This is a genomic window from Fodinicurvata sp. EGI_FJ10296, from assembly GCF_040712075.1.
Lineage (GTDB): Bacteria > Pseudomonadota > Alphaproteobacteria > DSM-16000 > Inquilinaceae > JBFCVL01.
The window spans coordinates 221,718-246,504 of the sequence record NZ_JBFCVL010000006.1 but is presented as its reverse complement, the minus strand read 5'-3'; the positions used below and the strand labels follow the sequence as shown (position 1 = coordinate 246,504).

General features: G+C 63.2%; 18 protein-coding genes and 1 other RNA gene. 11 read left to right on the top strand and 8 right to left on the bottom strand.

What is annotated here, in order from left to right; all coding sequences use genetic code 11:
* Window positions 1-28 precede the first annotated feature (28 nt).
* The 5 genes from ABZ728_RS14825 to ABZ728_RS14805 form a co-directional block, all read right to left on the bottom strand.
* The gene (locus tag ABZ728_RS14825; RefSeq protein WP_366656992.1) at window positions 29-2,164 is read right to left on the bottom strand and encodes a serine/threonine protein kinase; all 2,136 of its coding nucleotides are present in this window, start codon (window positions 2,162-2,164) and stop codon (window positions 29-31) included.
* 163 nt (window positions 2,165-2,327) lie between these two features.
* A complete protein-coding gene (locus ABZ728_RS14820) occupies window positions 2,328-3,620 on the bottom strand; it encodes an adenylosuccinate synthase (RefSeq protein WP_366656991.1) in 1,293 nt (430 codons plus the stop codon).
* Between the two features lie 83 nt (window positions 3,621-3,703).
* Window positions 3,704-4,930: an ATP phosphoribosyltransferase regulatory subunit gene (locus tag ABZ728_RS14815; RefSeq protein ID WP_366656990.1), complete on the bottom strand. Its 1,227-nt coding sequence runs from the start codon at window positions 4,928-4,930 to the stop codon at window positions 3,704-3,706.
* 183 nt (window positions 4,931-5,113) lie between these two features.
* On the bottom strand, window positions 5,114-6,691 hold the full coding sequence (gene serA, locus ABZ728_RS14810; protein ID WP_366656989.1) for a phosphoglycerate dehydrogenase: 1,578 nt from the start codon (window positions 6,689-6,691) through the stop codon (window positions 5,114-5,116).
* Between the two features lie 145 nt (window positions 6,692-6,836).
* Complete coding sequence (locus tag ABZ728_RS14805) at window positions 6,837-8,003, bottom strand: phosphoserine transaminase (RefSeq protein WP_366656988.1); 1,167 nt, start codon at window positions 8,001-8,003, stop codon at window positions 6,837-6,839.
* Window positions 8,004-8,252: 249 nt separating this feature from the next.
* Here ABZ728_RS14805 and aroB point away from each other — a divergent pair, with 249 nt between their 5' ends.
* The 5 genes from aroB (at window position 8,253) to lpdA (ending at window position 14,921) form a co-directional block, all read left to right on the top strand.
* Window positions 8,253-9,365, top strand: coding sequence for a 3-dehydroquinate synthase (gene aroB, locus ABZ728_RS14800; protein WP_366656987.1), 1,113 nt, complete (start codon window positions 8,253-8,255; stop codon window positions 9,363-9,365).
* Window positions 9,366-9,375: 10 nt separating this feature from the next.
* Complete coding sequence (locus ABZ728_RS14795; protein ID WP_366656986.1) at window positions 9,376-10,851, top strand: HlyC/CorC family transporter; 1,476 nt, start codon at window positions 9,376-9,378, stop codon at window positions 10,849-10,851.
* A gap of 154 nt (window positions 10,852-11,005) precedes the next feature.
* Entirely contained in the window at window positions 11,006-11,917 is a 912-nt protein-coding gene (locus tag ABZ728_RS14790; RefSeq protein ID WP_366656985.1) for an NAD(P)-dependent oxidoreductase, read from the top strand.
* Between the two features lie 497 nt (window positions 11,918-12,414).
* Window positions 12,415-13,431: an aspartate-semialdehyde dehydrogenase gene (locus ABZ728_RS14785; RefSeq protein WP_366656984.1), complete on the top strand. Its 1,017-nt coding sequence runs from the start codon at window positions 12,415-12,417 to the stop codon at window positions 13,429-13,431.
* A gap of 80 nt (window positions 13,432-13,511) precedes the next feature.
* The gene (gene lpdA, locus ABZ728_RS14780; RefSeq protein WP_366656983.1) at window positions 13,512-14,921 is read left to right on the top strand and encodes a dihydrolipoyl dehydrogenase; all 1,410 of its coding nucleotides are present in this window, start codon (window positions 13,512-13,514) and stop codon (window positions 14,919-14,921) included.
* Between the two features lie 154 nt (window positions 14,922-15,075).
* Here lpdA and ABZ728_RS14775 read toward each other — a convergent pair whose 3' ends face one another.
* Both ABZ728_RS14775 and nudC read right to left on the bottom strand, forming a co-directional pair.
* Window positions 15,076-15,930 carry an Rpn family recombination-promoting nuclease/putative transposase gene (locus ABZ728_RS14775; RefSeq protein ID WP_366656982.1) on the bottom strand — a complete coding sequence of 285 codons (855 nt, stop codon included), beginning with the start codon at window positions 15,928-15,930 and terminating at the stop codon, window positions 15,076-15,078.
* Between the two features lie 94 nt (window positions 15,931-16,024).
* Window positions 16,025-16,963, bottom strand: a complete 939-nt coding sequence (nudC, locus tag ABZ728_RS14770; protein WP_366656981.1) for an NAD(+) diphosphatase — start codon at window positions 16,961-16,963, stop codon at window positions 16,025-16,027.
* 160 nt (window positions 16,964-17,123) lie between these two features.
* Here nudC and ABZ728_RS14765 point away from each other — a divergent pair, with 160 nt between their 5' ends.
* Window positions 17,124-17,900 carry a hypothetical protein gene (locus tag ABZ728_RS14765; RefSeq protein ID WP_366656980.1) on the top strand — a complete coding sequence of 259 codons (777 nt, stop codon included), beginning with the start codon at window positions 17,124-17,126 and terminating at the stop codon, window positions 17,898-17,900.
* Window positions 17,901-17,975: 75 nt separating this feature from the next.
* Here the strand turns inward: ABZ728_RS14765 and ABZ728_RS14760 are convergent, their stop codons facing one another.
* Entirely contained in the window at window positions 17,976-19,793 is a 1,818-nt protein-coding gene (locus ABZ728_RS14760) for a hypothetical protein (protein ID WP_366656979.1), read from the bottom strand.
* A 243-nt stretch (window positions 19,794-20,036) separates the two neighbouring features.
* On the opposite strand from ABZ728_RS14760, the gene ffs reads away from it, so the two are divergent.
* The 5 genes from ffs to ABZ728_RS14735 all read left to right on the top strand — a co-directional run bounded on the left by ffs (window position 20,037) and on the right by ABZ728_RS14735 (window position 24,787).
* Window positions 20,037-20,133: signal recognition particle sRNA small type (gene ffs, locus ABZ728_RS14755), an RNA gene on the top strand.
* A 117-nt stretch (window positions 20,134-20,250) separates the two neighbouring features.
* The gene (locus ABZ728_RS14750; protein ID WP_366656978.1) at window positions 20,251-22,458 is read left to right on the top strand and encodes a DNA polymerase III subunit gamma/tau; all 2,208 of its coding nucleotides are present in this window, start codon (window positions 20,251-20,253) and stop codon (window positions 22,456-22,458) included.
* Window positions 22,459-22,472: 14 nt separating this feature from the next.
* Window positions 22,473-22,796 (top strand): YbaB/EbfC family nucleoid-associated protein, encoded by a 324-nt coding sequence (locus ABZ728_RS14745; RefSeq protein WP_366656977.1) that lies wholly within the window; start codon window positions 22,473-22,475, stop codon window positions 22,794-22,796.
* A 46-nt stretch (window positions 22,797-22,842) separates the two neighbouring features.
* Window positions 22,843-23,442 carry a recombination mediator RecR gene (gene recR / locus ABZ728_RS14740; RefSeq protein ID WP_366656975.1) on the top strand — a complete coding sequence of 200 codons (600 nt, stop codon included), beginning with the start codon at window positions 22,843-22,845 and terminating at the stop codon, window positions 23,440-23,442.
* 85 nt (window positions 23,443-23,527) lie between these two features.
* Window positions 23,528-24,787, top strand: coding sequence for a DNA repair exonuclease (locus tag ABZ728_RS14735; protein ID WP_366656974.1), 1,260 nt, complete (start codon window positions 23,528-23,530; stop codon window positions 24,785-24,787).

Here is a 24,787-nt window from a genome sequence, read left to right as displayed (position 1 = left end):
GACGGGAAGGGCCGGCCCGCCCGCCATCCTAAACGGCCTGAACCAGTATGATCCCAACCAACAGCACCATCGACATGACACCGGCGGCGACGGCCGCGATCTGGCGGCCAAGTTCGCCGTTGACGGCCGGACTGTCCTGAATGTCTTTTCGGCGCTGGGCGATTCCCCGGTTGGTGTACTCGAATTCGCGTCTGGCCATGTCGAACCCGGCGGCGTCGCGACGGGCAAGATCGCCATTGTGGATCAATGAATAGAGGTTTCTCACCATACCGGTCTTCGCCTGCGCCGCGAGTTCCTCTGTCATTCGGGTTCGCAGGGTTCGGCTATGGTAGAGCGCCACCGCCGGTTCGATCAGGGCCGCGAGCCACACGCACAGGTTAGGCACGCTCTTGATACGCGCCTGCTTCTGCAGTTCCAGGAAGATGTCGAGAATGGCGATACGCCGGGCAGGGTCCTCTCGGTCGCGATTCAGCTTCTGCACGAGTCTGTCATCGAGCCCGCCGTGGCGGGAAAGCATGAAAGCCATGACATGACGGTCCACGGGTTCCTGCGGTCCCGCCCCCTGCTGGCCGCTGCCGTGCTTTCCCTTCTCCGCCATGGATTCCAGGGCCGTCAGCAATGCATCGAGTTCGGTGACATAGTGCCCCTGAAGGATGGAGCTTTGGCAGGGTAGCGATTGGTTCAGTTCATACAGGCACCGCTCAATTCCAAAGCCGATGCCGGTATTCTCCAGATAGCCGCGCATCTGGTCGAATTTCTTCGCCAGAGGAACGAATTCCGGCCGGAACGTGCTTTGAACATTGACCCAGAACATGGGGAGTTGAGCCGACACGATTTCGGCCAGTTCCTGGGTCGACCGGCCGGTGCCCAGCGCCTCGGCCAATGCGCCGCCGAGCCCGTCGGGCATCACCGCGACGCCCTTGTAGCGAACGGGTCCTTTTGGATCGAGCGCCATGATCACGCGGGCGACACGGCGTTCCTCGATTGAGCCGCCGCGCCCCATACCCGCCGTTCGCATGGCCTCCAGCACCCGCTTCAGCGTCGCCTCGTCATCAAGGCTGCGATTGAGCCAGTGTTCCAGCCCGCCGCTTTCAATGACGCCATTGGCCTCGGCCGTCTGTTTGCGCATGGCATGGGCAAGCGATCGGGCGGTCCAGTGCTGACCACCACTGAAATCGATAGGCCGGACCGCCCGTTTCGGCGGCTGCGCCTGCTTTGGCGAAAGGCGCCGGCCGCTCGCCCAAAGGTCGAGATCGTCAAGCGACCAGCGCTGACCGCTGTCATCGATGAGCAGACCGCGCACCGGCTCTATCAGCGCAGCCGGCAATTTCACATCGCCGGCCAGAAGCTGGAAAGTGCCCTTTTCCATTTTCTGAAGGGTGATTTCCTCGTCGGACAGATGAGCGACAGGATTGTAGCCGAGCGCCAGGAAAACACAGGTAACGCCGAGCGCGTAGAGATCGTCCTCCAATACGCCGGTACCGCGGCCACTGGGCATTGCCATGCCCCGTTCCAGCGGTTCGAAGACGGTCGGCTGCATCGCCCCCGGAAGACAACTGACGCATTCGCCCAGCTGCACGCCACCGCCGTCGTTCATGAACAGGTTCGTCGGATTGATAGAGCCGTGAAACACACGCCGAACCCGAAGCTCGCGCATTGCCGCGACCATCGGGACCAGTATTTTGCGAGCGATCTGATCTTCCGACATCGGCTCCCGCCGATCGTTGATCGTCCGCGCCAGACGGGGGCCGTTGGGCTGTTCGAAAATGACCACCAACCGCTCGGTTTCGTCGCGCCCCCACGGAACGACGCCGAATTCGATCATGCGCAGGATGGATACCTGGTCGATGCCCCGGAGCGACCCCATGACATCCAGGCGATTCGGCCGCAGCGGGTCGAGCACGAGGCTGAACAGACTGCGGCCCGCTTCTTCCCGCCCCCGTGCCGCATAGGCCGACGCGGTGTGCGAATCGAGGTCCGGCAAGGGGCTTTCGGCATCGATTTCGAAACGATTGTGCAGCCGGACTTTCAGCGACGCGGCCGATGGCGCGCCACCCGCCGGTCCCTGTTGTCCGCCCTGACCCGATACGCCGTCACCATCCAGTGCGGCGCCATTGCCGGTCTCCGTGGCCTGATCGGGCAAAAGCGTATCGTCGGTGGCCATGTCAGTTGCGCGTCCCGTATCGGCGAGAATGGTTGACACTCGCGGGTTGCCCCGCAGTCTCACCGACACGCTAGCGCCATAAGCCAAACGAACCGTTAACCCGGATCAGACAGGTCGCGGCCGGATATCTGCCGGCGTCATTGATTTAAGCGGTCCGTAGCCCTCAATCGCCGAATGGATCGGCGGTAACGATCGTGTCGTCCCGCTCCGGGCTTGTGGACAGCAGGATGACGCGCGTTTGAATCAGCTCCTCGATCCTGACGATGTATTTGATCGCATTGGCCGGCAATTCCGCCCAGCTCCGGGCGCCCTGGGTGCTGTCGGTCCATCCGGGAAGGGTCTCGTAAACCGGCTCGACCTCGGCCTGCGCCACCTGAGAAGCCGGCAGATGATCGAGATCGCGGCCCCGCCACCGGTAGCCGACGCAGATTCTGAGATGTTCGAAGCCGTCGAGGACATCCAGTTTGGTCAGAGCGATGCCGGTGATACCGCCAGTCTTGACGGCCTGACGGACGAGAACGGCATCGAACCAGCCGCATCGCCGTGCCCGGCCTGTAACGGTCCCGAATTCGCGCCCCCGTTCCCCCAGGCGCTGCCCGATATCGTCGTCCAGTTCCGTTGGAAACGGCCCCGAGCCTACGCGGGTCGTGTAGGCCTTGGTGATGCCCAGAACACGGCCCAACGCGCCGGGTGCGCTGCCGGATCCCGTCGCGGCCTGCCCGGCAACGGTATTGCTGGAAGTCACGAACGGGTACGTCCCATGGTCGACGTCGAGCAAGGCGCCCTGCGCACCCTCCCAGAGGATCCGCTTGCCCTCCTGGCGGGCGGCATCCAGCGTGCGCCAGACGACGCCGGTATAAGGCAGGACCTTCGGCGCGATCGCCCTGAGTTGCGCAACCAGTTCGTCGGCCTTGAACTCCGGGGCACCGAGACCGCGCAGCAGGGCGTTGTGGTGGAGCAGCAAATCGTCGATCTTCTGGGCTAGGATGCCCTCGTCTTCGAGATCGCAGACGCGGATCGCCCGGCGGGCGATCTTGTCCTCATAGGCCGGGCCGATACCACGGCCGGTCGTGCCGATCTTGTTCTCACCCCGTGCCACCTCGCGCGCCTTGTCGACGGCGCTGTGGAGGGGAAGGATTAATGTCGCGTTCTCCGCGAGCATCAGGGATTCCGGCGTGATATCGACGCCGAGCGCACGGACCCGCTCGATCTCGTCGATCAGCGCCCACGGATCGACGACGACGCCATTGCCGATCACCGACAGCTTGCCGCCGCGCACGACGCCTGACGGCAGCAGGCTCAATTTGAATACCTTGCCGTCGATGGTCAGCGTATGGCCGGCATTATGGCCACCCTGGAAGCGCACGATCACATCCGCGCGATTCGACAGCCAGTCCACAACCTTGCCTTTGCCCTCATCGCCCCATTGAGAGCCGACGACAACCACATTCGTCATCTGTGCGTCTTTCCGTAATTCGGCGGGTCCCAATTGCCCGCATCTGCATCATCGCGATTCATCGGACGATTCGGCGCTACGCCTCAATCGACCGGATGGACCGCACCATCAACCAGGATGTCCGCGCAGCCGAGGCGGCGCGCTTCGTCGCGCGGCCCAGCATCGGCAGAGAGACCGGAGATGACGATCCGTCCGCTGTCGCGCAGTGCGGCCACGGCCGCCGCATCGGCCCCATAGGGGGCATAGATGCGGCGCATTGGCGTCGCTGCCGGTATCGTATGGAGAATACTGTCCAGATAGAGAGTTACCCCCGTCGCGGGCTCGCCCGCGCGTCCGGCAGGCGAGGCCGTGATATAGCGTCCGCCACGCCCGAGTTCGCCCCGGCCGCGCCGTGCGAACAACGAGAACGTCACGCCGGTATGATAACGAAAACCGCGATGCTCGACGAAGTCGATCGTCAGCGTCGTTCCGGGCGCCAGAACCCGCAGGCGCGCCACGATATCGGCCAGTTCGTCAAGGTCTGCGGCGACGCTGTCGGGAAGCGCCAGTTTTCGTGCGGCATCCAGTGCCTTTTCCGCGGCCCCCTCGGCCCGCAGCAAGGCATGCAACAGCTTGGCGACCGGGGTTCCGAGCGCCCGCACATCGGCCGCGTCCTTGCGGTCGAGCGCCGCCATGATCCGGTCGCGATCGCCGTCCCCGTCGCCCTCCCGATCAGCATGGGCATGAGCGTCGAGTATTTTTCCCACCAGTGTTGGCACCGTCAGATCGAGGGACAGCCCCGTGACGCCAACCTTCTCCAGAGCTTTGAGCGCCAGAGCGGCCACTTCGGCATCGGCGGCCGGACCGGTCGCACCGATGAGTTCGGCGCCGACCTGCGCGATCTGACGTTCAGGACGGATCTGGCCGCCGGTCACCCGCAGCACCTGACCGGCATATCCAAGACGAAGCGGCCGCGGCGCGCTGCTCAGGCGTGACGCCGCAAGCCGCGCGATCTGTGTCGTCATGTCGGCCCGCAGACCCATCATCCGCTGGCTGGCAGGATCCATGAGCCGAAACGTCTCTGACGCAAGGGCCTGTCCGGCACCGGCGAGCAGCGATGTTTCGAACTCGCAAAGCGGCGGCTTCACCCGATCATAGCCATGCGACGCGATACAGGCCATCAGCCCGTCCACGACCTTGGCCTCATGCTCGGCAAGAGGCGGCAAGCCGTCGTGAAATCCGGTCGGCAGCAGCGCCCAATGGGCATCGGTGCCCGGCGGTGCTGAAGCGCCGCTGGCCTGACTGTCGGGGTGAGTGGCTGTGTCGGTCATGGTCGCGATGATGTGGTGGCTGTGACTGGCGGCGCAGTGCCCTCCGTTGCCGGCATCGATCCCAACGAATCGATCCCGGACGCGGTGGCCGGAACGGGCGGATCAGATACCAACCGGGTATCGATCCGCCGCGCACCAGTCTCTTTATGGCACTTTCCGACCATCAGGCACAATGCCGGCCGATCAGAACTTCAAAGCGCGGACGTTGGTCACGCTGGGAAGGTGACGCACATCCTCGACGACGTTCTGCGGTACGGCTTCGTCGACCGAGACGAGCGCGACGGCGCCGCTGCCGTGCTCACGGCGGCCGAGATGGAAGTTGGAGATGTTGAGCCGGCTGTTGCCGAGCAGCGTGCCCAATGCGCCGATAAGGCCCGGCTTGTCCTCGTTCGTGACAAAGAGCATGAAATCGGACAGTTCGGCTTCCAGGATGATGTCGTCGATTCCTACGATACGGGGCTTCTCGCCGGCGAAAACCGTACCGCGCACGGTGAACTCGCCCTTGTCGGTGACGATCTGGAGCCGCACCAGCGTGTGGTAGCCCTTGGCCTTTTCGCGCTTGGTCTCGGAAACGTCGATGTTCCGTTCCTTGGCGACCATAGGCGCCGACACCATGTTGACGCTGTCAAGCTGCGGCCGCAGAACGCCCATCAGAATGGTCGCCGTCAGTGGCTTGACGTTGAGGCCGGCGATTTCGCCTTCGTAGGACACGGCGATCGACTTGATGCTGCTTTCGGCCAATTGACCGCCGAAACCGCCCAACTGCTCGGCCAGCTTCATATAAGGCCGCAGACGCGGCGCGTCTTCGGCGCTGACCGACGGCATGTTGAGGGCATTGGTAACAGCGCCCGTCAGCAGGAAGTCCGACATCTGCTCGGCGACCTGAATGGCGACGTTCTCCTGCGCCTCACTCGTGCTGGCGCCCAGATGCGGGGTGCACACGACGTTTTCCATACCGAACAGCGGATGCTGTTTTGCCGGCTCTTCCTCGAAGACGTCCAGCGCCGCACCGGCAACGTGTCCGCTGTCGAGAGCGTCCTTCAGGGCCGCTTCGTCGACGAGTCCGCCGCGCGCGCAGTTGATGATCCGCACGCCCTTTTTCATCTTCTTGAACGCCTCGGCATTCAGAATGTTGCGGGTCGCGTCAATCAGCGGCGTGTGCAGGGTAATGAAGTCGGCTCGGCGGAACAACTCGTCCAGTTCGACCTTCTCGATCCCCATCTCCTCGGCCCGCTCAACGCTGAGGAACGGATCGTAGGCAGCGACATGCATGGACAGGCCGACGGCACGGTCCGCGACGATCGCGCCGATATTGCCGCAACCGATCAGACCGAGAGTCTTGCCGTAGACCTCGGTCCCCATGAATTTGGACTTTTCCCATTTGCCGGCATGGGTGCTGGCATTGGCCTGGGGAATCTGCCGGGCGAGAGAAAACATCATCGCGATGGCGTGTTCTGCCGTCGTGATGGAGTTCCCGAACGGCGTGTTCATGACAACGACGCCCTGAGCCGTCGCCGCCGGCAGATCGACGTTATCGACACCGATACCGGCGCGCCCGACCACCTTCAGGTTGGTCGCTGCTTCAAGCACGGGCGGGGTGACCTTGGTTGCCGACCGTATGGCCAGGCCATCATAGTCGCCGATGATCGACATCAGGTCTTCGGGAGACAGTCCCGGCTTGAAATCGACCTCGATACCGCGCTCGGTAAATATCTCGATCGCGCGATTGCTGAGTTTGTCTGAAATCAGAACCTTGGGCATTTAAATACCTCCATTGTCCCGATTGCCGGGACGGTGGCGTCGCCACCACCCCGAGCCATCGGAATCCGCGTCGGGCGCTTTGCCCGATCGCCTGTAAATGCAAGAATGAGAGTCCGGCGCCGCAGCGGGCGACTGGAATCGATGATCAGGCGGCTTTTGCTTTTTCCGCCTTGACCGCCTGGTACGCCCAGTCGAGCCAGGGCAGCAACGCCTTCATGTCGGTCGATTCGACAGTGCCGCCACCCCATATCCGGAGGCCGGGCGGGGCGTCGCGATATCCGTTGATGTCGTATGCGACGCCTTCACTTTCGAGCAGCTTGGTGATCGCCTTCGGCACCTCACCCTGCGCCTTTTCATCAAGGCTCGTGATGGCCGGATCGACGATCCTCAGGCAGATCGAGGTCGAAGACCGGGTCGCCGCATCGGCGGCAAGGAAATCGACCCAGGGAGTCCGCTCGACCCATTCGGCCACGGCGGAGAGATTGGCCCTGGAACGGTCGATCAGGGCGGGCAATCCGCCGATCGACTCCGCCCAGCGCAAGGCGTCGAGATGATCTTCGACCGCCAGCATGGACGGTGTATTGATCGTTTCGCCCTTGAATATGCCCTCGTTGAGTTTTCCGCCCTTGGTCATGCGAAAGATCTTGGGCAGCGGACGGCCGGGAGAGAACGATTCCAGCCGCTCGACCGCGCGCGGGCTGAGCACGATCATGCCGTGCGCGCCCTCGCCGCCAAGGACCTTTTGCCAGGACCATGTGGTCACGTCGAGCTTCTGCCACGGCAGATCCATGGCGAACGCCGCCGACGTTGCGTCGGCAAAAGTCAGGCCCGTGCGGTCGTTGGCGATCCAGTCAGCATTCGGGACCGCGACACCCGATGTGGTACCGTTCCAGGTAAAGACCACGTCGCGGTCGGCACCGACACTGCCGAGATCCGGCAGGTGACCGTAGTCGGCGGTCATGGTGCGTACGTCGTCGAGCTTGAGCTGCTTGACGACATCGGTGACCCATCCCTCGCCGAAACTTTCCCAGGCGAGCATGTCGACGCCGCGCGCACCGAGCATCGACCACAAGGCCATTTCGACGGCGCCGGTGTCCGACGCCGGCACAATACCAATTCTGTAATCGTCGGGAATACCGAGTATCGACCGGCTTCGATCAAGGACCTCGGCGAGGCGCGACTTGCCGATGGCAGCGCGATGCGAGCGTCCGAGAGAGTCGGTCTTCAGTTGTGATAGGGACCAGCCCGGCCTTTTGGCACACGGACCGGAAGAGAAATTCGGATTCGCGGGGCGAACCGTTGGCTTCGTCATGGCTATTCCTTCCAGAATAGTTGCACCCCGTTGGGGAGGTGTGGCCCGCCGCCGACCATACAGATATCGATCCCCGCGTCAACCGAGCCTTCAAAATGATCGTGGGTTGCTGCTGCGCGCCTGGGTCATGGCGACGGGACCGGCACCAGGCCGGGCCGACAAGACACCGTCCGTCGCCGCGCCTGATGACGCGCGGCTTCGATCGCGGTAAACATGGGCCGAATGATGACAAACGGCAAAGCGGATACCATGACCGACACGGTGACCGTCGCCTTGGGCGAACGGCGTTACGACATCCTCATCGGCAAGGGGCTGCTCGCCCGGGCCGACCGCCTGATCACCCCGGTAATGCGGTCGCGGCGGGCCGTTATCGTCACCGACGAGACCGTCGCCCGGGCTCATGCCGGCGACCTGGTCGCTGCGCTGGATGCCGCAGGGATCGCCGCGGCGGTCGAAACCGTACCGGCGGGCGAATCGTCCAAGAGCATGACCGTACTGGCGGATCTGGTTGAACGGCTGCTGGCTCGGGGCATCGACCGATCGACGACAATCGTCGCGCTGGGCGGCGGCGTGGTCGGCGATCTCGCCGGTTTCGCCGCGGCCGTGCTGCTGCGGGGCGTGGATTTCGTTCAGGTGCCGACCAGCCTGCTGGCCCAGGTGGACAGCTCGGTCGGCGGAAAAACCGGCGTCAATGCCGCTGCGGGCAAGAACCTGATCGGTGCCTTCCACCAGCCGCGCCTCGTTCTGGCCGACACGGGGACGCTCGACACGCTGCCAGACCGCGAAATGAAGGCAGGGTACGCGGAAATCGTCAAATACGGAGCCATCGACAGGCCCGACTTCTTCGACTGGCTCGAAAGCAATGGTCGCAGCGTGCTCGCCCGGGAACAGGCTGCCCTGGCCCACGCCGTCGCTGAGAGCTGCCGCTCGAAAGCCGCCATCGTCGCCGCCGACGAGCGCGAACATGGCGGTCGCGCATTGCTCAATCTCGGCCATACCTTCGCCCACGCGCTCGAGGCCGAGGCGGGATATGACGGGTCTTTGCTTCACGGCGAAGCAGTGGCGATCGGCATGGTCATGGCGTTCGAGTTTTCCGTCGAACTCGGGCACTGCTCCGCGCCCGACGCAAGGCGCCTTCGCGATCATCTGGCCGATGCCGGCTTGCCGACGACGATCGGTGAACGCTTTGCGGCGCCACCGCCGGCGAAACGGCTGTTTCATCACATGACGCACGACAAGAAGGCGTCGGGCGGTCGGGTGACCCTGATACTGACGCGCGGCATCGGCGGTGCCTTTACCACAGCCGAGACGCCCGAAACGCGGATCCTGTCGTTTCTATCTCACGCGATCACAGAGGTTTGAGGGCCGAAAGATGGACACAGCCATGTGGCTGACGATTGGCGGCATTGCCGTGCTGCTGCTCCTTTCCGCATTCTTCTCGGGGTCGGAAACAGCATTGACCGCAGCCAGCCGCGCAAAGATGCACCAGCTGGAACAGGACGGAAATACCCGGGCCGCGACGGTCAACCGTCTGCGCCTCGACAAGGAACGCCTTATTGGCGCGATCCTGCTCGGCAACAATCTGGTCAACATCCTGGCGTCCGCGCTGGCAACGACGCTCTTCATTGCCGTCGTCGGCGAAGGGGCGGTCCCGATCGCGACCGTAGTCATGACACTTCTCGTTCTGGTTTTCTCCGAAGTGCTGCCCAAGACGGTCGCCATTCAGCAATCCGATCGGATTGCGCTCGCCGTCGCGCCGCTGCTCCGCATGGTCGTGATGGTCCTGGCCCCGATCACCTATGGCATAGGATTTCTGGTCCGGCTTTTGATGCGAGGCATGCGCCTCAGCACCGACAACATGTCGATGACCGACTATGTCGACGAATTGCGCGGCGCAATCGAGCTGCACAGGGGACCTGAAGAGGAAACCCAGCACGAGCGCGCCATGCTGCGGTCGATCCTGGACCTCAGCGATGTCGAGGTCGGCGAGATCATGACTCACCGCCGCAACATTCTTGCGATCGATGTCGACGAGCCGCTGGACGTCATCGTGGAAGCCGTCCTCAACAGCCCCTTTACCCGCATCCCGTTGTGGCGGGATGATCCCGACAACGTCGTCGGCGTTTTGCACGCGAAGGACATGTTGCGCACACTCCGGCGGCAGGGCGCGTTAACCGATGCCTTCCGCGAGAGCATGGGCGACAGTGCCCCGGGTACCTATGCGACCAGTTCCGACGCATCGGCAGCGCCTGACGCAACGGCGGCAATCGACGAGCAGCCGGCAGTTGACGCCGGCAAGACAGCCGGATCAGCCGACGACGACCGGACCGATGGCGACTCAACCGACAACCAATCAACTGACGCGGGGGGCTTCGACCTGCTCTCGATCGCGGCAACGCCGTGGTTCATTCCGGACTCGACGTCGTTGCTGGATCAGCTGCACGCCTTTCGCAAGCGGCGCGAGCATTTCGCACTGGTCGTCGACGAATATGGCAGCCTCCAGGGCGTCGTTACGCTGGAAGACATACTTGAGGAAATCGTCGGCGATATTACCGACGAGCACGATATTCCGGTTGCGGGTGTTCGCCCGCAGACCAATGGCAGTTATATCATCGACGGCACGGTGACGCTCCGGGACCTGAACCGGCAATTCGAATGGCGGCTTCCCGACGAAGAGGCGGCGACTCTCGCCGGGCTGATCCTCCACGAAGCCCGCCGCATACCCAATGTCGGACAGTCGTTCCTGTTCCATGGCTTCCGGTTCGACATTCTTCGCCGGCAACGCAACCAGATCACGCTGATCAGGGTTACGCCGCCGACGCCAGGGCAGGAGGAGGCTCCCGACTGACAACGGGACTTGAACAGAGCGGGCCCAAAAACCTGGCGATAGCTAGGCCATAGCCTGGCCCATCCCTCGCCCCGCTTTCGATTTTCTGCATTCCGTTGTAGGTTCGCCCCGCAAACAACGACAGCAAGAACCCCTGCACGAGGAAACGCAACGGATGACGGACATTGCATTTTTGGGTTTGGGAATCATGGGCACCGGCATGGTGCGCAATCTGCTCAAGGCGGGGCACGACCTTGCCGTCTGGAATCGAACCACGCGGCCCCTGGCCGAGGAACTCTCCGGGGCTCAGGTCGCCCCGAGTATTTCCGAAGCTGTCGGGGACCGCGACATCGTCATGCTCTGCCTGACCGGACCGGACGCCCAGCGTGCCGTGTTCTATGGGGGAAGCGCGACCGGCAATGGCGGCGCCGACGGGCTGATTGCCGCCCTCACCCCGGGGAAAGTCGTCATCGATCTGACGACCACCGACCCCGAGTTGACGAAGGCTTTGGCTGCGGCCGTCACGGACAAGGGAGCCGCCTACATCGATGCACCCGTCTTCGGGAGCCGCAACGAGGCATGGGAAGGGACGCTCGACATCGTCTGCGGCGGGCAGCGGGGAACATTCGACAAGGTGAGACCACTTTTGGACGTGCTGGCCAAATCCGTGCACTACATGGGGCCGACCGGCAGTGGCGCAACCATGAAGCTTGTCGGCAACCTGCTGGTCGCCGCCCAGATCCTGTCGACCGGCGAGGCATTGTCCATGGCCCGCAAGGCCGGGCTTGATACCGACGCCATGATGGGTGTGCTGAACGTTACCGATTACAGCTCAGGTGTGGTGGTCGGCACAGCATCGGCCACGCTGGCTGGTGACTTCTCGCCCAATTTCTACCTCAAGCATATGCTCAAGGACGCCCGTCTGATCGGCACCCACGCCCAGGCGCTGGGCATCGCCGCGCCATCGGCAGCCCTGATCGCCGAAATGTATCAGGCGGCTCTCAACGCCGGTCTCGGCGATGAAAACGCCTCGGCACTTCACAAACTTTCATTCACGCTTTCGGGGCTGGACACGCCGTCGGCATAGTACCAAGGGCCGAGAGGGGCGGAACGTCGATTATCGGCGCCGCTCCCCGGCCATCCGGATCAATCGACGGATAGGCCCTCTGCTCTGCCGCGTCGCCGCTGACGGCCGATGGATGCGATTGCTGAAGGCCCAGCGCAAACATCATGGCCAGAACCAGAAGCGTGCCTATTCCACTCAAAGCCAGAAAAGAATGCCGTCTCATCGTGTCGCCGCTTCAGTTAGTGGTTAAAAGGCATCTAATCCGGGATCGGCGACCGACGCCAACGTCCCCGAAGCCACCCTCACGCAGATGGGTACGCCGGATCGTGCGACGCGGTCAATTGATCCGGCATCTCCCCCCAAGGGGCAAAACGTCTCAGCACATTGTGTGCTGCGGGGGGCTGCCAACGGCACTTGTCGGCAAAAACGGCGAACTGCCCTTGCAATCGGGAGCGACTCGGCTTTAGGTGACGAGCGCGCGCAATCGGGCGTGCGTTGTTGAGCGAAACGAGGCGGTTATGGGGTACAAGGTCGCGGTCGTCGGTGCCACGGGCAATGTCGGGCAGGAAATGTTGCAGATCCTGGCTGAGCGGGACTTCCCTGCCGACACAGTGGTTCCACTGGCGTCATCCCGGTCTATCGGGACGGAAGTTTCATACGGCGAGGAGACGATCCTCAAAGTCAGGGATCTGGATGACTACGACTTTGCCGGCACTGATATTGCGCTGTCATCGCCCGGCGCGAGCGTGTCGGCGCAATTCGCCCCTCGCGCTGCCGAGGCGGGATGTGTCGTCATCGATAACACCTCTCAGTTCCGCATGGACCCGGATATCCCGCTGGTCGTGCCCGAAGTGAACCCGGAGGCGTTGTCAGGTTACGCCCGGCGCAACATCATTGCCAATCCGAATTGTTCGACGATTCAAATGGTCGTCGCGCTGAAGCCGCTTCATGACCTCGCCGGCATCAAGCGCGTGGTGGTTTCCACCTACCAGTCCGTTTCCGGTTCGGGGCGCGAGGCCATGGACGAGCTTTTCAATCAGACCCGGGGCGTCTTCGTCAACGACCCCGTGGAGAAGTCGAAGTTCACCAAGCAGATCGCCTTCAACGTCATCCCGCATATCGATGTCTTCATGGACGACGGCGCCACCAGGGAAGAATGGAAGATGGCCGCCGAGACCAAGAAGATCATGGGATCGTCGATCAAGGTGCACGCCACTTGCGTCCGCGTCCCGGTCTTTGTCGGCCATGGCGAAGCCGTGTCCATCGAATTCGAAAACGAGATCGACGTCGAGAGCGCCCGGCGCGCATTGCGGGCGGCACCCGGCGTGATCGTCGTGGATCATCGCGCGGACGAAGGCTATGTCACGCCCATCGAATGCGCGGGCGAAGACGCGGTGTATGTCAGCCGGATTCGTGAGGACCCGACGGTCGAAAACGGGCTGTCGATGTGGGTTGTCTCGGATAATCTGCGCAAGGGCGCGGCCCTGAACACGGTTCAGATCGCCGAGCGGCTCATTGCCGACCATCTCGGCTGAACGCCGCGGCTCAGTTCCAATCCTGCGCCCGAAGGAATGCACGGGCGCGTCCGTCTGAATAATCGAGGAAGAATTTGACCATGGCAGACAAGAGCTACGACGTCGTCGTCATCGGCAGCGGTCCCGGGGGCTATGTATGCGCCATTCGATGCGCGCAGCTCGGCCTCAAGACCGCCTGTATCGAAAAGGACGCCACGCTCGGCGGCACCTGCCTGAATGTCGGCTGCATCCCGTCGAAAGCTCTGCTCCAGGCGTCCGAGAAATACACCGAAGCCCGTGAACACCTGAAAGACTTCGGCGTATCCGTCGGCGAGGTTGGCCTCGACCTAAAGGCTATGATGAAGCACAAGGACAAGACGATCGACGGTAACGTCAAAGGCGTCGAATTCCTGTTCAAGAAGAACAAGATCGATCGGCTCAACGGTCATGGCCGGATTACGGGCAAGAATGCCGTCGAAGTCACCGGCGCTGACGGCAAGACGACGTCGGTCGAGGCGAAGTCGATCGTCGTCGCTACCGGTTCGGAATCCATTCCTCTGCCGAATGTACCTGTCGACGAAAAAAAGATCGTCTCGTCCACCGGTGCGCTTTCCCTGCCGGAAGTGCCGAAATCAATGGTCGTTGTCGGCGGCGGTTATATCGGCCTGGAGATGGCATCGGTCTGGTCGCGTCTGGGAGCCGAGGTCACGATCGTCGAGTTCCTCGATCGCATCGTCCCCGGCTGCGACGGCGAAGTGGGCAAGGCCATGCAGAAGATCCTCCAGCGTCAGGGTCTGAAGTTCAAGCTGTCGACAAAGGTGACCAGCGCCGAGGCGACGAAGAACGGGGTCAAGCTGACCGTCGAGCCGGCCAAGGGCGGTGACGCGGAAGTCATGGATGTCGACGTCGTCCTGGTCGCCATCGGGCGCCGACCCTTCACGCAGGATCTCGGTCTCGAAACCGCTGGCGTCGAGGTCGACGATCGAGGACGGATCAAGACCGACGGCGAATGGAAAACGACGGCCGACGGCGTCTATGCAATCGGCGACGTGATCGAAGGCAAGATGCTCGCCCACAAGGCAGAGGATGAAGGCGTCGCGGTGGCTGAGATTCTTGCCGGCCAGTCGGGTCATCTCGACCCCGACACGATCCCGGGTGTGGTTTACACCGCACCGGAGGTCGCGCAGGTCGGCAAGACCGAGGAAGAGCTGAAAGAGGCAGGCGTCGACTACAAGGTTGGCAAGTTCCCCTTCACGGCCAACGGCCGCGCCCGGGCGATGAATGCGACGGACGGCTTCGTCAAGGTGCTGGCCGACAAGACAACCGACAAGGTTCTGGGCGTCCATATCCTGGGCGCGGAAGCCGGAACCATGATCGCCGAATGCGTCCTGGCAATGGAGTTCGGCGCATCGGCCGAAGACATCGCCCGCACCTGCCACGCTCACCCAACGCTCAACGAAGCGGTCAAGGAAGCCGCACTCGCCGTGGATGGCCGAGCCCTCCATATGTAGGATGACCGGAGCCGGCCGAGGGGGTCACAGCCGCGACCTCAGCGCGGCCGGTTCAATGGCTCCAACGCCTCATCGAGCGTATGCGCAACAAGCGCGCGCTCGATGGCGGCGTCGAGAACGTCGGCAAATTCGCTGGACAGAAGTTTCCGGAGAATTATATCCGCCGACCCGAACCGTGCCTCCAGAACGCGGACGAGGCTGTTGGCCCGACCCCTGGCTTCTCCTTCTGCCAGTCCCTGGGACGCCCTTCTTCCTGCCACTGGCGGATGGCGATCGACATCACTTCATCCTCCTCACCCGGTCTGGCGGCGGCGACAAGATCCCGCCATTTTTCGCTGTCGATAGACGGCTGATTTATCAGAATATAATGGATCAGCTGTTTCAGCAATTGGCTGTCGCCGCCGGGCAGCTTCATGATTCGAACCAGAATTTCGGCCGGAACGTTCTCATCGCGTAAATGCTTGAATGCCAGAAAGACCGCCTCCACCTCGCGGTTGCCGGACAATGTTTCTTCGGGTCTCTGGTTCAGATGATGCACCATATACCGGAAGTCGCGGATTTGGTCCGTCAGCGCTTCGTCCGCATCAATGCAGTCCGCAATCGTCGTCGGAACCGTCCAGCGCTGCATTCCGTGATAGAAGACGATGGGAATGATCGGTGGCAGCCGGCGCAAATCACCACTTGGTTCAGCGCCGTATCGCCGCCAGATCCGCAACAGGTATGTACCAAGCTGGAGCGGCGTGGCGACATCCACCGCGCTCTTGTGTTCCAGCAGCGTATAGACGAAGCCGGCCCGCCCGTCCCGGGTCCGGATCCTGAACAGGCGATCGCTCTGGCTGCTCGCCAGAGCTTCGTCAGCGAAACTGCCGTCGACCGGTTCGGGTAAAGAGTCCTCCAGCATTGCGGCGATTTCCGGAGGCACGTAGTCGCGCAACACGGCTGCCGCGCGGACCGGGTCGTCAAGCAACGCCTTGAACAGAGCGTCATGCGGAATGGCGGGCGTGCGCATGGATCATGGCGACAATCCTTGATTGAATGCCACCTTCGGTAGTGCATTGGCATGTACAGTGCAGCGAAAATGTTGTCGTCGAGCCTCGCTCGGCTCAGACTTCCTGCAGCCATTCCTCGATCAGGCGCCGGGCAATGCTGTCCCCCCGCGGCAGGGCGAAAGGCGCGGTCGCCGGATCGGCGTTGCGGTCGACCGCCATCAGGGTCTGCCGGTCATACCACGCGGCGTGCTCCAGTTCCTGGTCGTTCAAGCTGATTTCCCGGGTCGTGGCCCGCGCGCGAAAGCCGAGCATCAGGGATTGAGGAAACGGCCAGGGCTGACTGTCCCGATAGCTGACCTCGTCGACGATTATGCCCGTTTCTTCGGCGACTTCGCGCCGGACGGCGCCCTCGATCGTTTCACCCGGCTCCACAAACCCGGCGATCACGGAATGCAGACCGGCTGGCCAATGGGCGGGCCGGCCCAGTAGCGCCCGATCGCCGTCATGGACCAGAACGATCACAGCCGGATCCGTGCGCGGGAATATCGTATGATTGCAATCGGGATCGGCGCACCGGATGGCGTGGCCGCCGTTGATGACCACGGTCCTGTGCCCGCAAACGCCGCAGAAGCGATTATGATCGCGCCACCAGACCAGCGCCTGGGCATAAGCCAGCAGTGCCGCCTCGTGATGGTCGACCAGCGGAGAAATCGTCCGAAGCGATACCGGTGTCCACGTCGCCGGACAGACCGAAATCAGGGCCTCTTCGGCCAACGCCGACAGTCCCGTCGCAATAACAGGACGGTCGCCGAACTGCCCGAGATAGACCGCATAGTCGGCATTCTCCAGAAGCCAGCGCCGGAATTCGCCCGGCAAGGCATCCGCCGCAATCGTCACGTCGCCAACTTCGCCGGGCCGCAGATGCTGGCCCCGCCAAACCGGCAGCACCAGAGCGTCGGGATCGCTCAAACGTCGGGCAATGGCGTTGTCGTCCGAACGATGTTGCGTTCCGCGATCCAGCGTATCGGAGGCGTAAAGAATGATTCTGGTCATTGCATCCTAATCGCATGTCGCATCGGGCGCCGCAAGGCAGTCAGCGGCCACCCGGGGGGCGTGTCGTGCCGAACTCTGCAAGACCGGCGCTTAGCTAATTGTTAACGCGCCTGGACTAGGTACGCCCGTCACCTCTGAAAAGTTGCAAAAGGTATCATTTATGCGCAAAAATACCCTGACGGCTGCGGGCGTCGCTCTTTCGGCATTCGTCCTGCCGCAAACGGCGGCGGCGGACGGATTCAACGGTCTTTCGGATGGGTCGGCCGACCGGCTACTGCTCGCTCAACTGGAGGATCAGGCCAACACTTCCACCACGCCATATGATGTCGGCATTTCTGCGGGCGCCCATATCAGTACGCTCGGCCCCGGCTTCTCTGTGTCTGCCCGCATCAATGAGTATTTCGGTATCACCGGTCTGATCAACTATCTGCCCTACAGCACTTCGGATACCGTGGAAGACGTTTCATACGAAGTCGATCTGCAACTCCTGACCATTGGCGCGCAGGCCGATATTTATCCGCTGGCCGACAGCGGGCTGCGCCTGTCCGCCGGGGCATTCGTCAACCAGAACAGCGCCGACCTGTCGGCACGGCTGACGGGGACCCAGACGTTCGAGATCGGCGGCACCACCTATGGCGCCAACGATGTCGGCGGGCTGGATGGTTCGGTGGAATTCGATGCGATCGCGCCGTTCGTCAGCGTCGGCTATCAGGCGCAATTGACGAGCGGCCTATCGATCTCGCTCGACGGGGGTGCCGTCTATCAGGGATCGCCCGATGTCGCCCTGTCGGCGCGGGATATCAATCCGGCTCTGCCTGCCGCCGCACGGCAGCAGATTGCCGACGATATCGCACGCGAGGAGCAGGACGCTCAATCGGCCCTGGATTCCTTCAACCTGTATCCAATGGTCCGCGCTAGCGTGAGCTGGCGATTCTAGCCGTTTACATGCAACCGGCCGGCTTACAGGAACCGGCCGGTGACATCGGCGAAAGCGGACCGGCGGCGTAGCGACTCAGCTCGCCATCTGCTGATCGTTGCCAGCCGGGGCGCTCTTGATCAGGCGTTTGATGCGGACCATGACCTTCTGGCGCTGCTGAGGGTCTCGGAATGCCTTCATGCACCGGGCCATCAACTGCTTGTTCGTCGCGGCCTGGGTCATCTCGCGCCGAACGAGATCGCGGCATCGTCCCGGCGGAAGCTCGATCGCCGCCGTTATCCGGACCAGCGTTGCTATACGGTCAGCATAGGTGGGCCGCTGCGCCAATACGTCATGGCGCAGAATATCAGTCAGGATATCATCCACATGACCGACCAGGTCGCGCCTGACTTCCTCGGAAAAACCCGTAGTGGCAAGCAGTCCGGCAATCGCGGCCAACGGTGTCATCCATTTCAGTCTGCCGCTCGCTCCCGGGTCCCGCTTCATGCCGCGCGTCAGCCGGTCCTGCTGCAAGGCCATCCGAAGATACTCCAACAGCAAGTCGCGATTATGCGCGCCCGGCGTCCTGGCGGCCAGATCGAGCAGCATCTTGACGCGCGCGATGCCGCCGCCCTGTTCGGCCAGCAACGGTTCCAGGCGCTCCTGCGTCAGCGCACCCGCGACCTTCTTGTCGAGCGCTTCGCGGATATCACGGTCTCGGGATAGCGGCGGCGCGGCCGAATCCAGCAATTCGGTCACCGCGCGCACCGCATCGAGCGCATCGATGCTCGTACCACGCGCGACCAATGGCCCGCCGTCGCGGATCTCCAGCAAAACGCGCTTGTGGATCGCAGCCCGTGTCCGGGGAAAAATTCCGGCCCCCACGGCTTTGAGGATCCGCTGCGGAAAGGCCGAAGCGGATGATGGGCAATCGCCACTGTGCAGCGCCACGAATAGCCGGACGACGTCCACACCCTCGGGTCGTTCGCTGAACGCCCCGATCTCCATCACCGCTCCTTCGGCGGCAATGAACTCCGCCGCGAAAGCGTCGAGATGGCGCAGTCCCCATCGCGGTAGCCGGGGATCGATCAGACCGTCGATGACGCCCAGCTTCTCCAGCCATGTATCACAGGCCGCCAGTTTGGCCGTGATGGCGCGATTGACCTCGAACGCCGCGTCGAACCCTTTGAGGCGGCCAAATACCGACTTGAGCAGCGCGCCGTAACGTCCGGGAGGAACATCGGGCGCCGGGGTGCCTGCGGTCTGGCGCAGACGCATTTCCACCTGGTCGACCAGCCCCATGAGTTGTTTCAGGTAGGCTTGAGTCGCCACTCCGATGTGACGACCATCACGGACCGCCACTTTCTGCAGCGCACCCTGAACCGTCGTCCCGGCGTTTGCCAGGGCCCGTGATTGCTCGGCGCTATGGAGCAATTCCAGCGGAACGATCCGACGTTCGGCAATGAACTTCCGCAGCAAATGGGGCATCTGCGCCCGAGCGCGGTCGTGATAGAAGTCTTCCGCCGTACGGCAAACGGCATGGCGTTCCAGTTCAGAGACCTTTTGCGCTTCGGCCGGCTCCTTGATGCCGCGGCGCATGCGTTTGTCGAGGATCGTCCGTTCGGTAAACGCATAGTCCGGATAGAAGACGATCAAATCGACCCGGGCCCCATCCGCGACCCCTTCTTCCGCCTCCTTCAGCAACAGCGTGCGCGCTTCGTCTTCCGATTCGAACTTCTCGACCGGCCCCCACCGATTGCCTTTCAGAGTCAGATATTCATAGGAAATCCGCGTCGGGACCTTATCCGGGCCAGTCGTGGCCGAGGACTGGACAGACGAAGGCCCGGCGCCGGCCGTTTGCGGCCGGTCCGGGCCTTTGCCGCCCTCCGTCGTATCGCTCTCGTTGCCCGTCACCGATCCACCAGTTCGACATTCGTCCGTCAGCAGACAATCACCGAATGGTTAGGGTTTAGTTGCCACCGCCCGGAAAAGGCAATTTTATCAATGTTTAGTGGCCTAAGGTATGGGGCCGCAAGGCGATCTGACGGCAGCGCGGAAGGCAATCCGACGCGCGCCACCGGCGAAATCCTGAAAGAACGACCAGCGGAGGCATGACGGCTCTTGCGTTTTGCGGCCACGTTTCCGATATTCCGCGTCGGAGGCTGGCGGCGGACGGATCTCTCGCCAACCCGGTCAGGCCCGGAAGGGAGCAGCCGTAACGAGTTTCGATTCGGGTCGTCGTCCAGTCTCCACTATATTGCGCCGGGTGGTGTCCCGTCGCGGCGGCGCCTCTTGAACGATCACAGCCCCGGCGCGGATGTCGGCTCAGACGACGCGGGGCCGGGGATGAACGGGGGCAATGAGCTGAGCCGTGGCCGACACTCCTGACCCACCGAACGATACGCCCCTCGCGGGCGCTGCGCCGGAAGACGCGGCCGACACGATGTCGGCCAGCGCGGACGGCGGCGACTATCGCGTCCTTGCCCGAAAATACCGACCCGGCACATTCGACCAGCTGATTGGCCAGGACGCCCTCGTCCGGACGCTGACCAACGCGCTTCGTACCGGCCGAATGGCGCATGCCTTTATTCTGACCGGCGTGCGCGGCGTCGGCAAAACCACGACGGCCCGAATCATCGCACGGGCAATCAATTGCACCGGTCCGGACGGCACCGGTGGGCCGACGCCGACACCCTGTGGCCAGTGTGACGCCTGCATCAGCATAGCCGCCGACCGCAACGTGGACGTGATCGAGATCGACGCCGCTTCTAATACAGGTGTCGACAATATCCGCGAAATCATCGAGGCGGTGCGCTATGCACCCGTCTCCGTTCGCTACAAGATCTATATTATCGACGAAGTCCACATGCTGTCGCGGGCGGCTTTCAACGCTCTGCTCAAGACGCTGGAAGAACCTCCCGATCACGCGAAGTTCATCTTCGCGACGACCGAGATTCGGAAGGTTCCCGTTACCGTTCTTTCCCGGTGCCAGCGTTTCGACCTGCGGCGCGTGGACAGCAGTCTGCTTCAGCGTCATTTCGGCCGGATCGTGGAACTCGAAGGCGCGGCGATCGAGCCGGACGCCCTGGGAATGATCTCCCGCGCTGCCGATGGGTCGGTGCGCGACGGCCTCAGCCTTCTCGATCAGGCCATCGGCCAGGCTGGCCAGGGAGATGCCGGGGGGTACGACAGCTCGCCGGAGAACGGCCCCGCGGTCACCGTCACGGCGGATCAGGTTCGGGAAATGCTCGGTCTTGCCGACCGGACGCGGATCATCGATCTGTTCGAAAGCCTCGTCACCGGCCGAGCCGCCGATGCGCTGGCGCTGGCCGCCGACCTGTCCGCCAGCGGCGCCGATCCCGTTGTGGTGACGCAGGATCTGCTGGACTTCACCCATTTCCTGACACGCTGGAAGGTCGTCCCCGACCTGGCGAGCGACCCGACACTGCCCGAAGCGGAAATCCGGCGCGGCAGCGCCCTTGCCGAGCAGCTGTCGATGCCCGCCCTGACACGGTGCTGGCAGATCCTGCTGAAAGGCCTGGGCGAGATCCAGGCGGCGCCCGACCCGACCGCCGCGCTGGATATGGTGCTGATCCGCCTGATACACGGCGCCGCCCTGCCGACGCCGGACGACCTGCTGAAGAAGCTGGCCTCCCTGCCTCAGGACGCCGCCCGATCGCCATCGGGTCCGGCACCCGATGGAAATAGTGGGCCGCCCCCTCACCAGGCTGCCGGGAACGGACGGACCGTTACGACGGCCGCCTCACCGTCGAACCAGCAGCACAATGCGCCGGTCACCAGCGGCCACTCAGCTTCTGCGCCCACAGCGGGGGGATCGGCGGCGGAAGGATCGGCGGCGGTCGGGCGATCTCCCCGAACGTCCCCCCATTCGTCCGCCCTACCATCCCCCCAATCATCTCTGGGCGTTTCGCCAGACACCGCTGCCGACGCGTTCCCGATCGGCGATGCCGATCCCGCCAACCGACGGCCCGACCCCGAAACGGTTGCCAGCGGGACGATTCTTCCCGGCAGTTTCCGTGAACTCGTCGATATGATCGCCGAACAGGGTGATCCGCTCATCCATGCGCATCTGTACTCGTTCGTCCACATCGTCCGCTACGAGCCCCGCCGGCTGGAATTCCGGCCGCGCGCCGGTGCGCCCGACACGCTCGCCAGCCAGATCATGCAACTTCTGCAAAATCTGAGCGGCGAACGATGGATGGTCAGCGTCTCGCGAGACGAAGGCGAACCGACCCTTTCCCAGCAGGACGAGAGCGCGCGCAAGCGCCGCCTGGAGGAAGCCGCAGAGAATCCGACGGTAAAGGCCCTTTTCAACAGCTTCCCCAATGCGCAGATACTCGATATTCATGCGGTGCGCGGCGCCGCTGTCGCTGGCCGCCGGGATTCGACCCCGTCAGGTCCAGGCACCTTTTCCCCTGCCATCCCGGGAGAGGCTGGTCACGAGGGCGGCGACCCGTTTGGCGACGACGGCTACCCGATAGACGACGACACAGAGTTCTATCCCGATCACGGCTTCCCCGATTACGGGATCGATGAAGCCGGTGACGAATTCGAATAGGAAGGGGCTATCCCATGAAGAATCTCAGCCAGATGATGAAGCAGGCACAGGAGATGCAGTCCAAGATGGCGGACATGCAGACCCAGCTTGGAGAAATCGAGGTCACCGGCCAATCCGGCGGCGGCATGATCGTCGCCACGATGAATGGCCGTGGCGAGATGCGTTCCATCAAGATCGACAAGTCGCTCATCGATCCCGAAGACCCCGAAGTTCTTGAGGATCTGGTCGTCGCGGCGATCAACGACGCCAAGGCAAAGGTCGAGGTTCGGGTGCAGGAAGAAACGCAAAAGGTGATGGGCGACATGAAGCTGCCGCCGGGCATGAAACTGCCATTCTGATCATGCGTGTATCGAGCGCCGGCAAGGAAGGCGGGAACAGTCGGGCATGATGGGACCGGAAATCGAGCGGCTGATTTCCCTGCTTGCCAGGCTGCCTGGATTCGGGCCTCGTTCGGCCAAGCGCGCCGCCCTTCACCTGCTCAACCACCGCGAAAGCGCTCTGGAGCCACTGGCATTGGCCATGTCGGATGCGGCTGAATCGGTACGGAATTGCAGCCGGTGCGGCAATCTCGACAGCAGCGACCCATGCAGCATTTGCACAGACCCGCAACGCGAGATCTCGACAATCTGTGTCGTGGAACAGGTTGCCGATCTCTGGGCGCTGGAACGGACGCACGCGTTTTCCGGGCGGTATCATGTGCTGGGCGGAACGCTATCGGCATTGGACGGCGTCGGGCCTGACGATCTGCGGATCGACGCGCTGGCCGCCCGATGCGCCGCTCCGGAGATTGCCGAGGTCATTCTCGCCCTGAATGCGACCGTCGATGGACAAACGACCGCGCATTATATTACCGATACACTGGACGGTTGCGACGTCCGGGTAACGCGCCTGGCGCATGGTGTCCCGGTTGGCGGGGAACTGGACTATCTCGACGACGGCACCCTGACGGCTGCGCTGCGCAGCCGACGGCAATACGAAGACTGACACCTTCTCGCACCGACGGCTCACGACCGTAAATTCCGGTCAACCGGGCCGATCGGAGCCCCTGGAAAAAAGCGAAGGTCACGACATGGCCCGGTTCTCATTCCTGCACGCCGCCGACCTTCATCTCGATACGCCCTTCGCCGGCGTCGGGCGGCTTGACGACCGGCTGGCCGAGCGTCTGCGCGATGCTTCGCTCGCTGCCTGGGACCGGCTCGTTCAGACAGCCATCGACCGGCACGTGGATTTCCTGGTTCTGGCCGGCGACATCTATGACGGCGCGGAGCGCGGCCTGCGCGCCCAGCTTCGATTTCGCGACGGCTGCGCCCGCCTTTCAGCGAAGAACATCCCGATATTCATCATACACGGCAATCACGACCCGCTCGGCGGCTGGTCGGCGGTTCGGGAATGGCCGCAAGGGGTCACGATTTTCGCACCGGACGAGGTCACGTCGCAGCCGGTGGAGCGCGACGGCGAACGCCTGGCGACGATACACGGGATCAGCTATGACCGGCCCGACGTCCGCGAGAATCTGGCGCTGCGCTTTCCGGCAGACCGTCAGCCGGCTGACGGTTTCACCATCGGCATGCTGCATTGTTCGGTTGGCGATGTCGGCGATCACGCGACCTATGCCCCCTGCTCGCTCGACGATCTGCGCAGCCGCGCCATCGATTACTGGGCGCTCGGCCATGTCCATGGCCAGGCCGTTCTGCACGAACACCCCTACGTGGTCTATCCCGGCTGCGCCCAGGGCCGCAGCCCCAAGCCGGGCGAAACAGGCGAAAAGGGAGCCATCCTGGTGACGGTTGCCGGAGGACAGGTATCGGCGATCGACCCGGTTCCACTGGCCGAGATCGTATTCGATGACATTGCCCTCGACATCAGCGACATCGATGGCATCGATGCGCTTATCGACACCTTGACCAATCGGGCCGTGGAACAGGCGCGGCGGACACCCGGCGGAGCGATCCTGACCGCCCGGCTCGGCGGCTCCGGCGCGGTTCACGACGACCTGCGCCGCCCCGGCGCGCGCCAGGACCTGTTGAAACGATTGCGCGAAACGACGGCCGCGCCCGACGGGCGTCTGATCTGGTGGCGCGACCTTCGCGACGACACGACGGCTACGATCGACTGGGACATCTTGCGCGAGCGCGACGATCTCGTCGGCGAAATCGTTCGCAGGGGCGATCACCTGTTGAGTGACGCAAACGAGGCCGAAGCACTGGCCAACGCCGTCTGGCAGCGCGGTGACAATCTCGCCCGCAGCAAACCCGACGCGGACGAACGCGCGCGTCTGTTCAAGGCCGCGATCCGGCAGGCGGTGCTCACCCTGGAAAACGATCGGTAG

Bases quoted from the DNA above. Each gene is read 5' to 3' on its own strand.
- ABZ728_RS14825 (WP_366656992.1), bottom strand. From the start codon at position 2,164: ATGGCCACCGACGATACGCTTTTGCCCGATCAGGCCACGGAGACCGGC.
- ABZ728_RS14820 (WP_366656991.1), bottom strand. From the start codon at position 3,620: ATGACGAATGTGGTTGTCGTCGGCTCTCAATGGGGCGATGAGGGCAAA.
- ABZ728_RS14815 (WP_366656990.1), bottom strand. From the start codon at position 4,930: ATGACCGACACAGCCACTCACCCCGACAGTCAGGCCAGCGGCGCTTCA.
- serA (WP_366656989.1), bottom strand. From the start codon at position 6,691: ATGCCCAAGGTTCTGATTTCAGACAAACTCAGCAATCGCGCGATCGAG.
- ABZ728_RS14805 (WP_366656988.1), bottom strand. From the start codon at position 8,003: ATGACGAAGCCAACGGTTCGCCCCGCGAATCCGAATTTCTCTTCCGGT.
- aroB (WP_366656987.1), top strand. From the start codon at position 8,253: ATGACCGACACGGTGACCGTCGCCTTGGGCGAACGGCGTTACGACATC.
- ABZ728_RS14795 (WP_366656986.1), top strand. From the start codon at position 9,376: ATGGACACAGCCATGTGGCTGACGATTGGCGGCATTGCCGTGCTGCTG.
- ABZ728_RS14790 (WP_366656985.1), top strand. From the start codon at position 11,006: ATGACGGACATTGCATTTTTGGGTTTGGGAATCATGGGCACCGGCATG.
- ABZ728_RS14785 (WP_366656984.1), top strand. From the start codon at position 12,415: ATGGGGTACAAGGTCGCGGTCGTCGGTGCCACGGGCAATGTCGGGCAG.
- lpdA (WP_366656983.1), top strand. From the start codon at position 13,512: ATGGCAGACAAGAGCTACGACGTCGTCGTCATCGGCAGCGGTCCCGGG.
- ABZ728_RS14775 (WP_366656982.1), bottom strand. From the start codon at position 15,930: ATGCGCACGCCCGCCATTCCGCATGACGCTCTGTTCAAGGCGTTGCTT.
- nudC (WP_366656981.1), bottom strand. From the start codon at position 16,963: ATGACCAGAATCATTCTTTACGCCTCCGATACGCTGGATCGCGGAACG.
- ABZ728_RS14765 (WP_366656980.1), top strand. From the start codon at position 17,124: ATGCGCAAAAATACCCTGACGGCTGCGGGCGTCGCTCTTTCGGCATTC.
- ABZ728_RS14745 (WP_366656977.1), top strand. From the start codon at position 22,473: ATGAAGAATCTCAGCCAGATGATGAAGCAGGCACAGGAGATGCAGTCC.
- recR (WP_366656975.1), top strand. From the start codon at position 22,843: ATGATGGGACCGGAAATCGAGCGGCTGATTTCCCTGCTTGCCAGGCTG.
- ABZ728_RS14735 (WP_366656974.1), top strand. From the start codon at position 23,528: ATGGCCCGGTTCTCATTCCTGCACGCCGCCGACCTTCATCTCGATACG.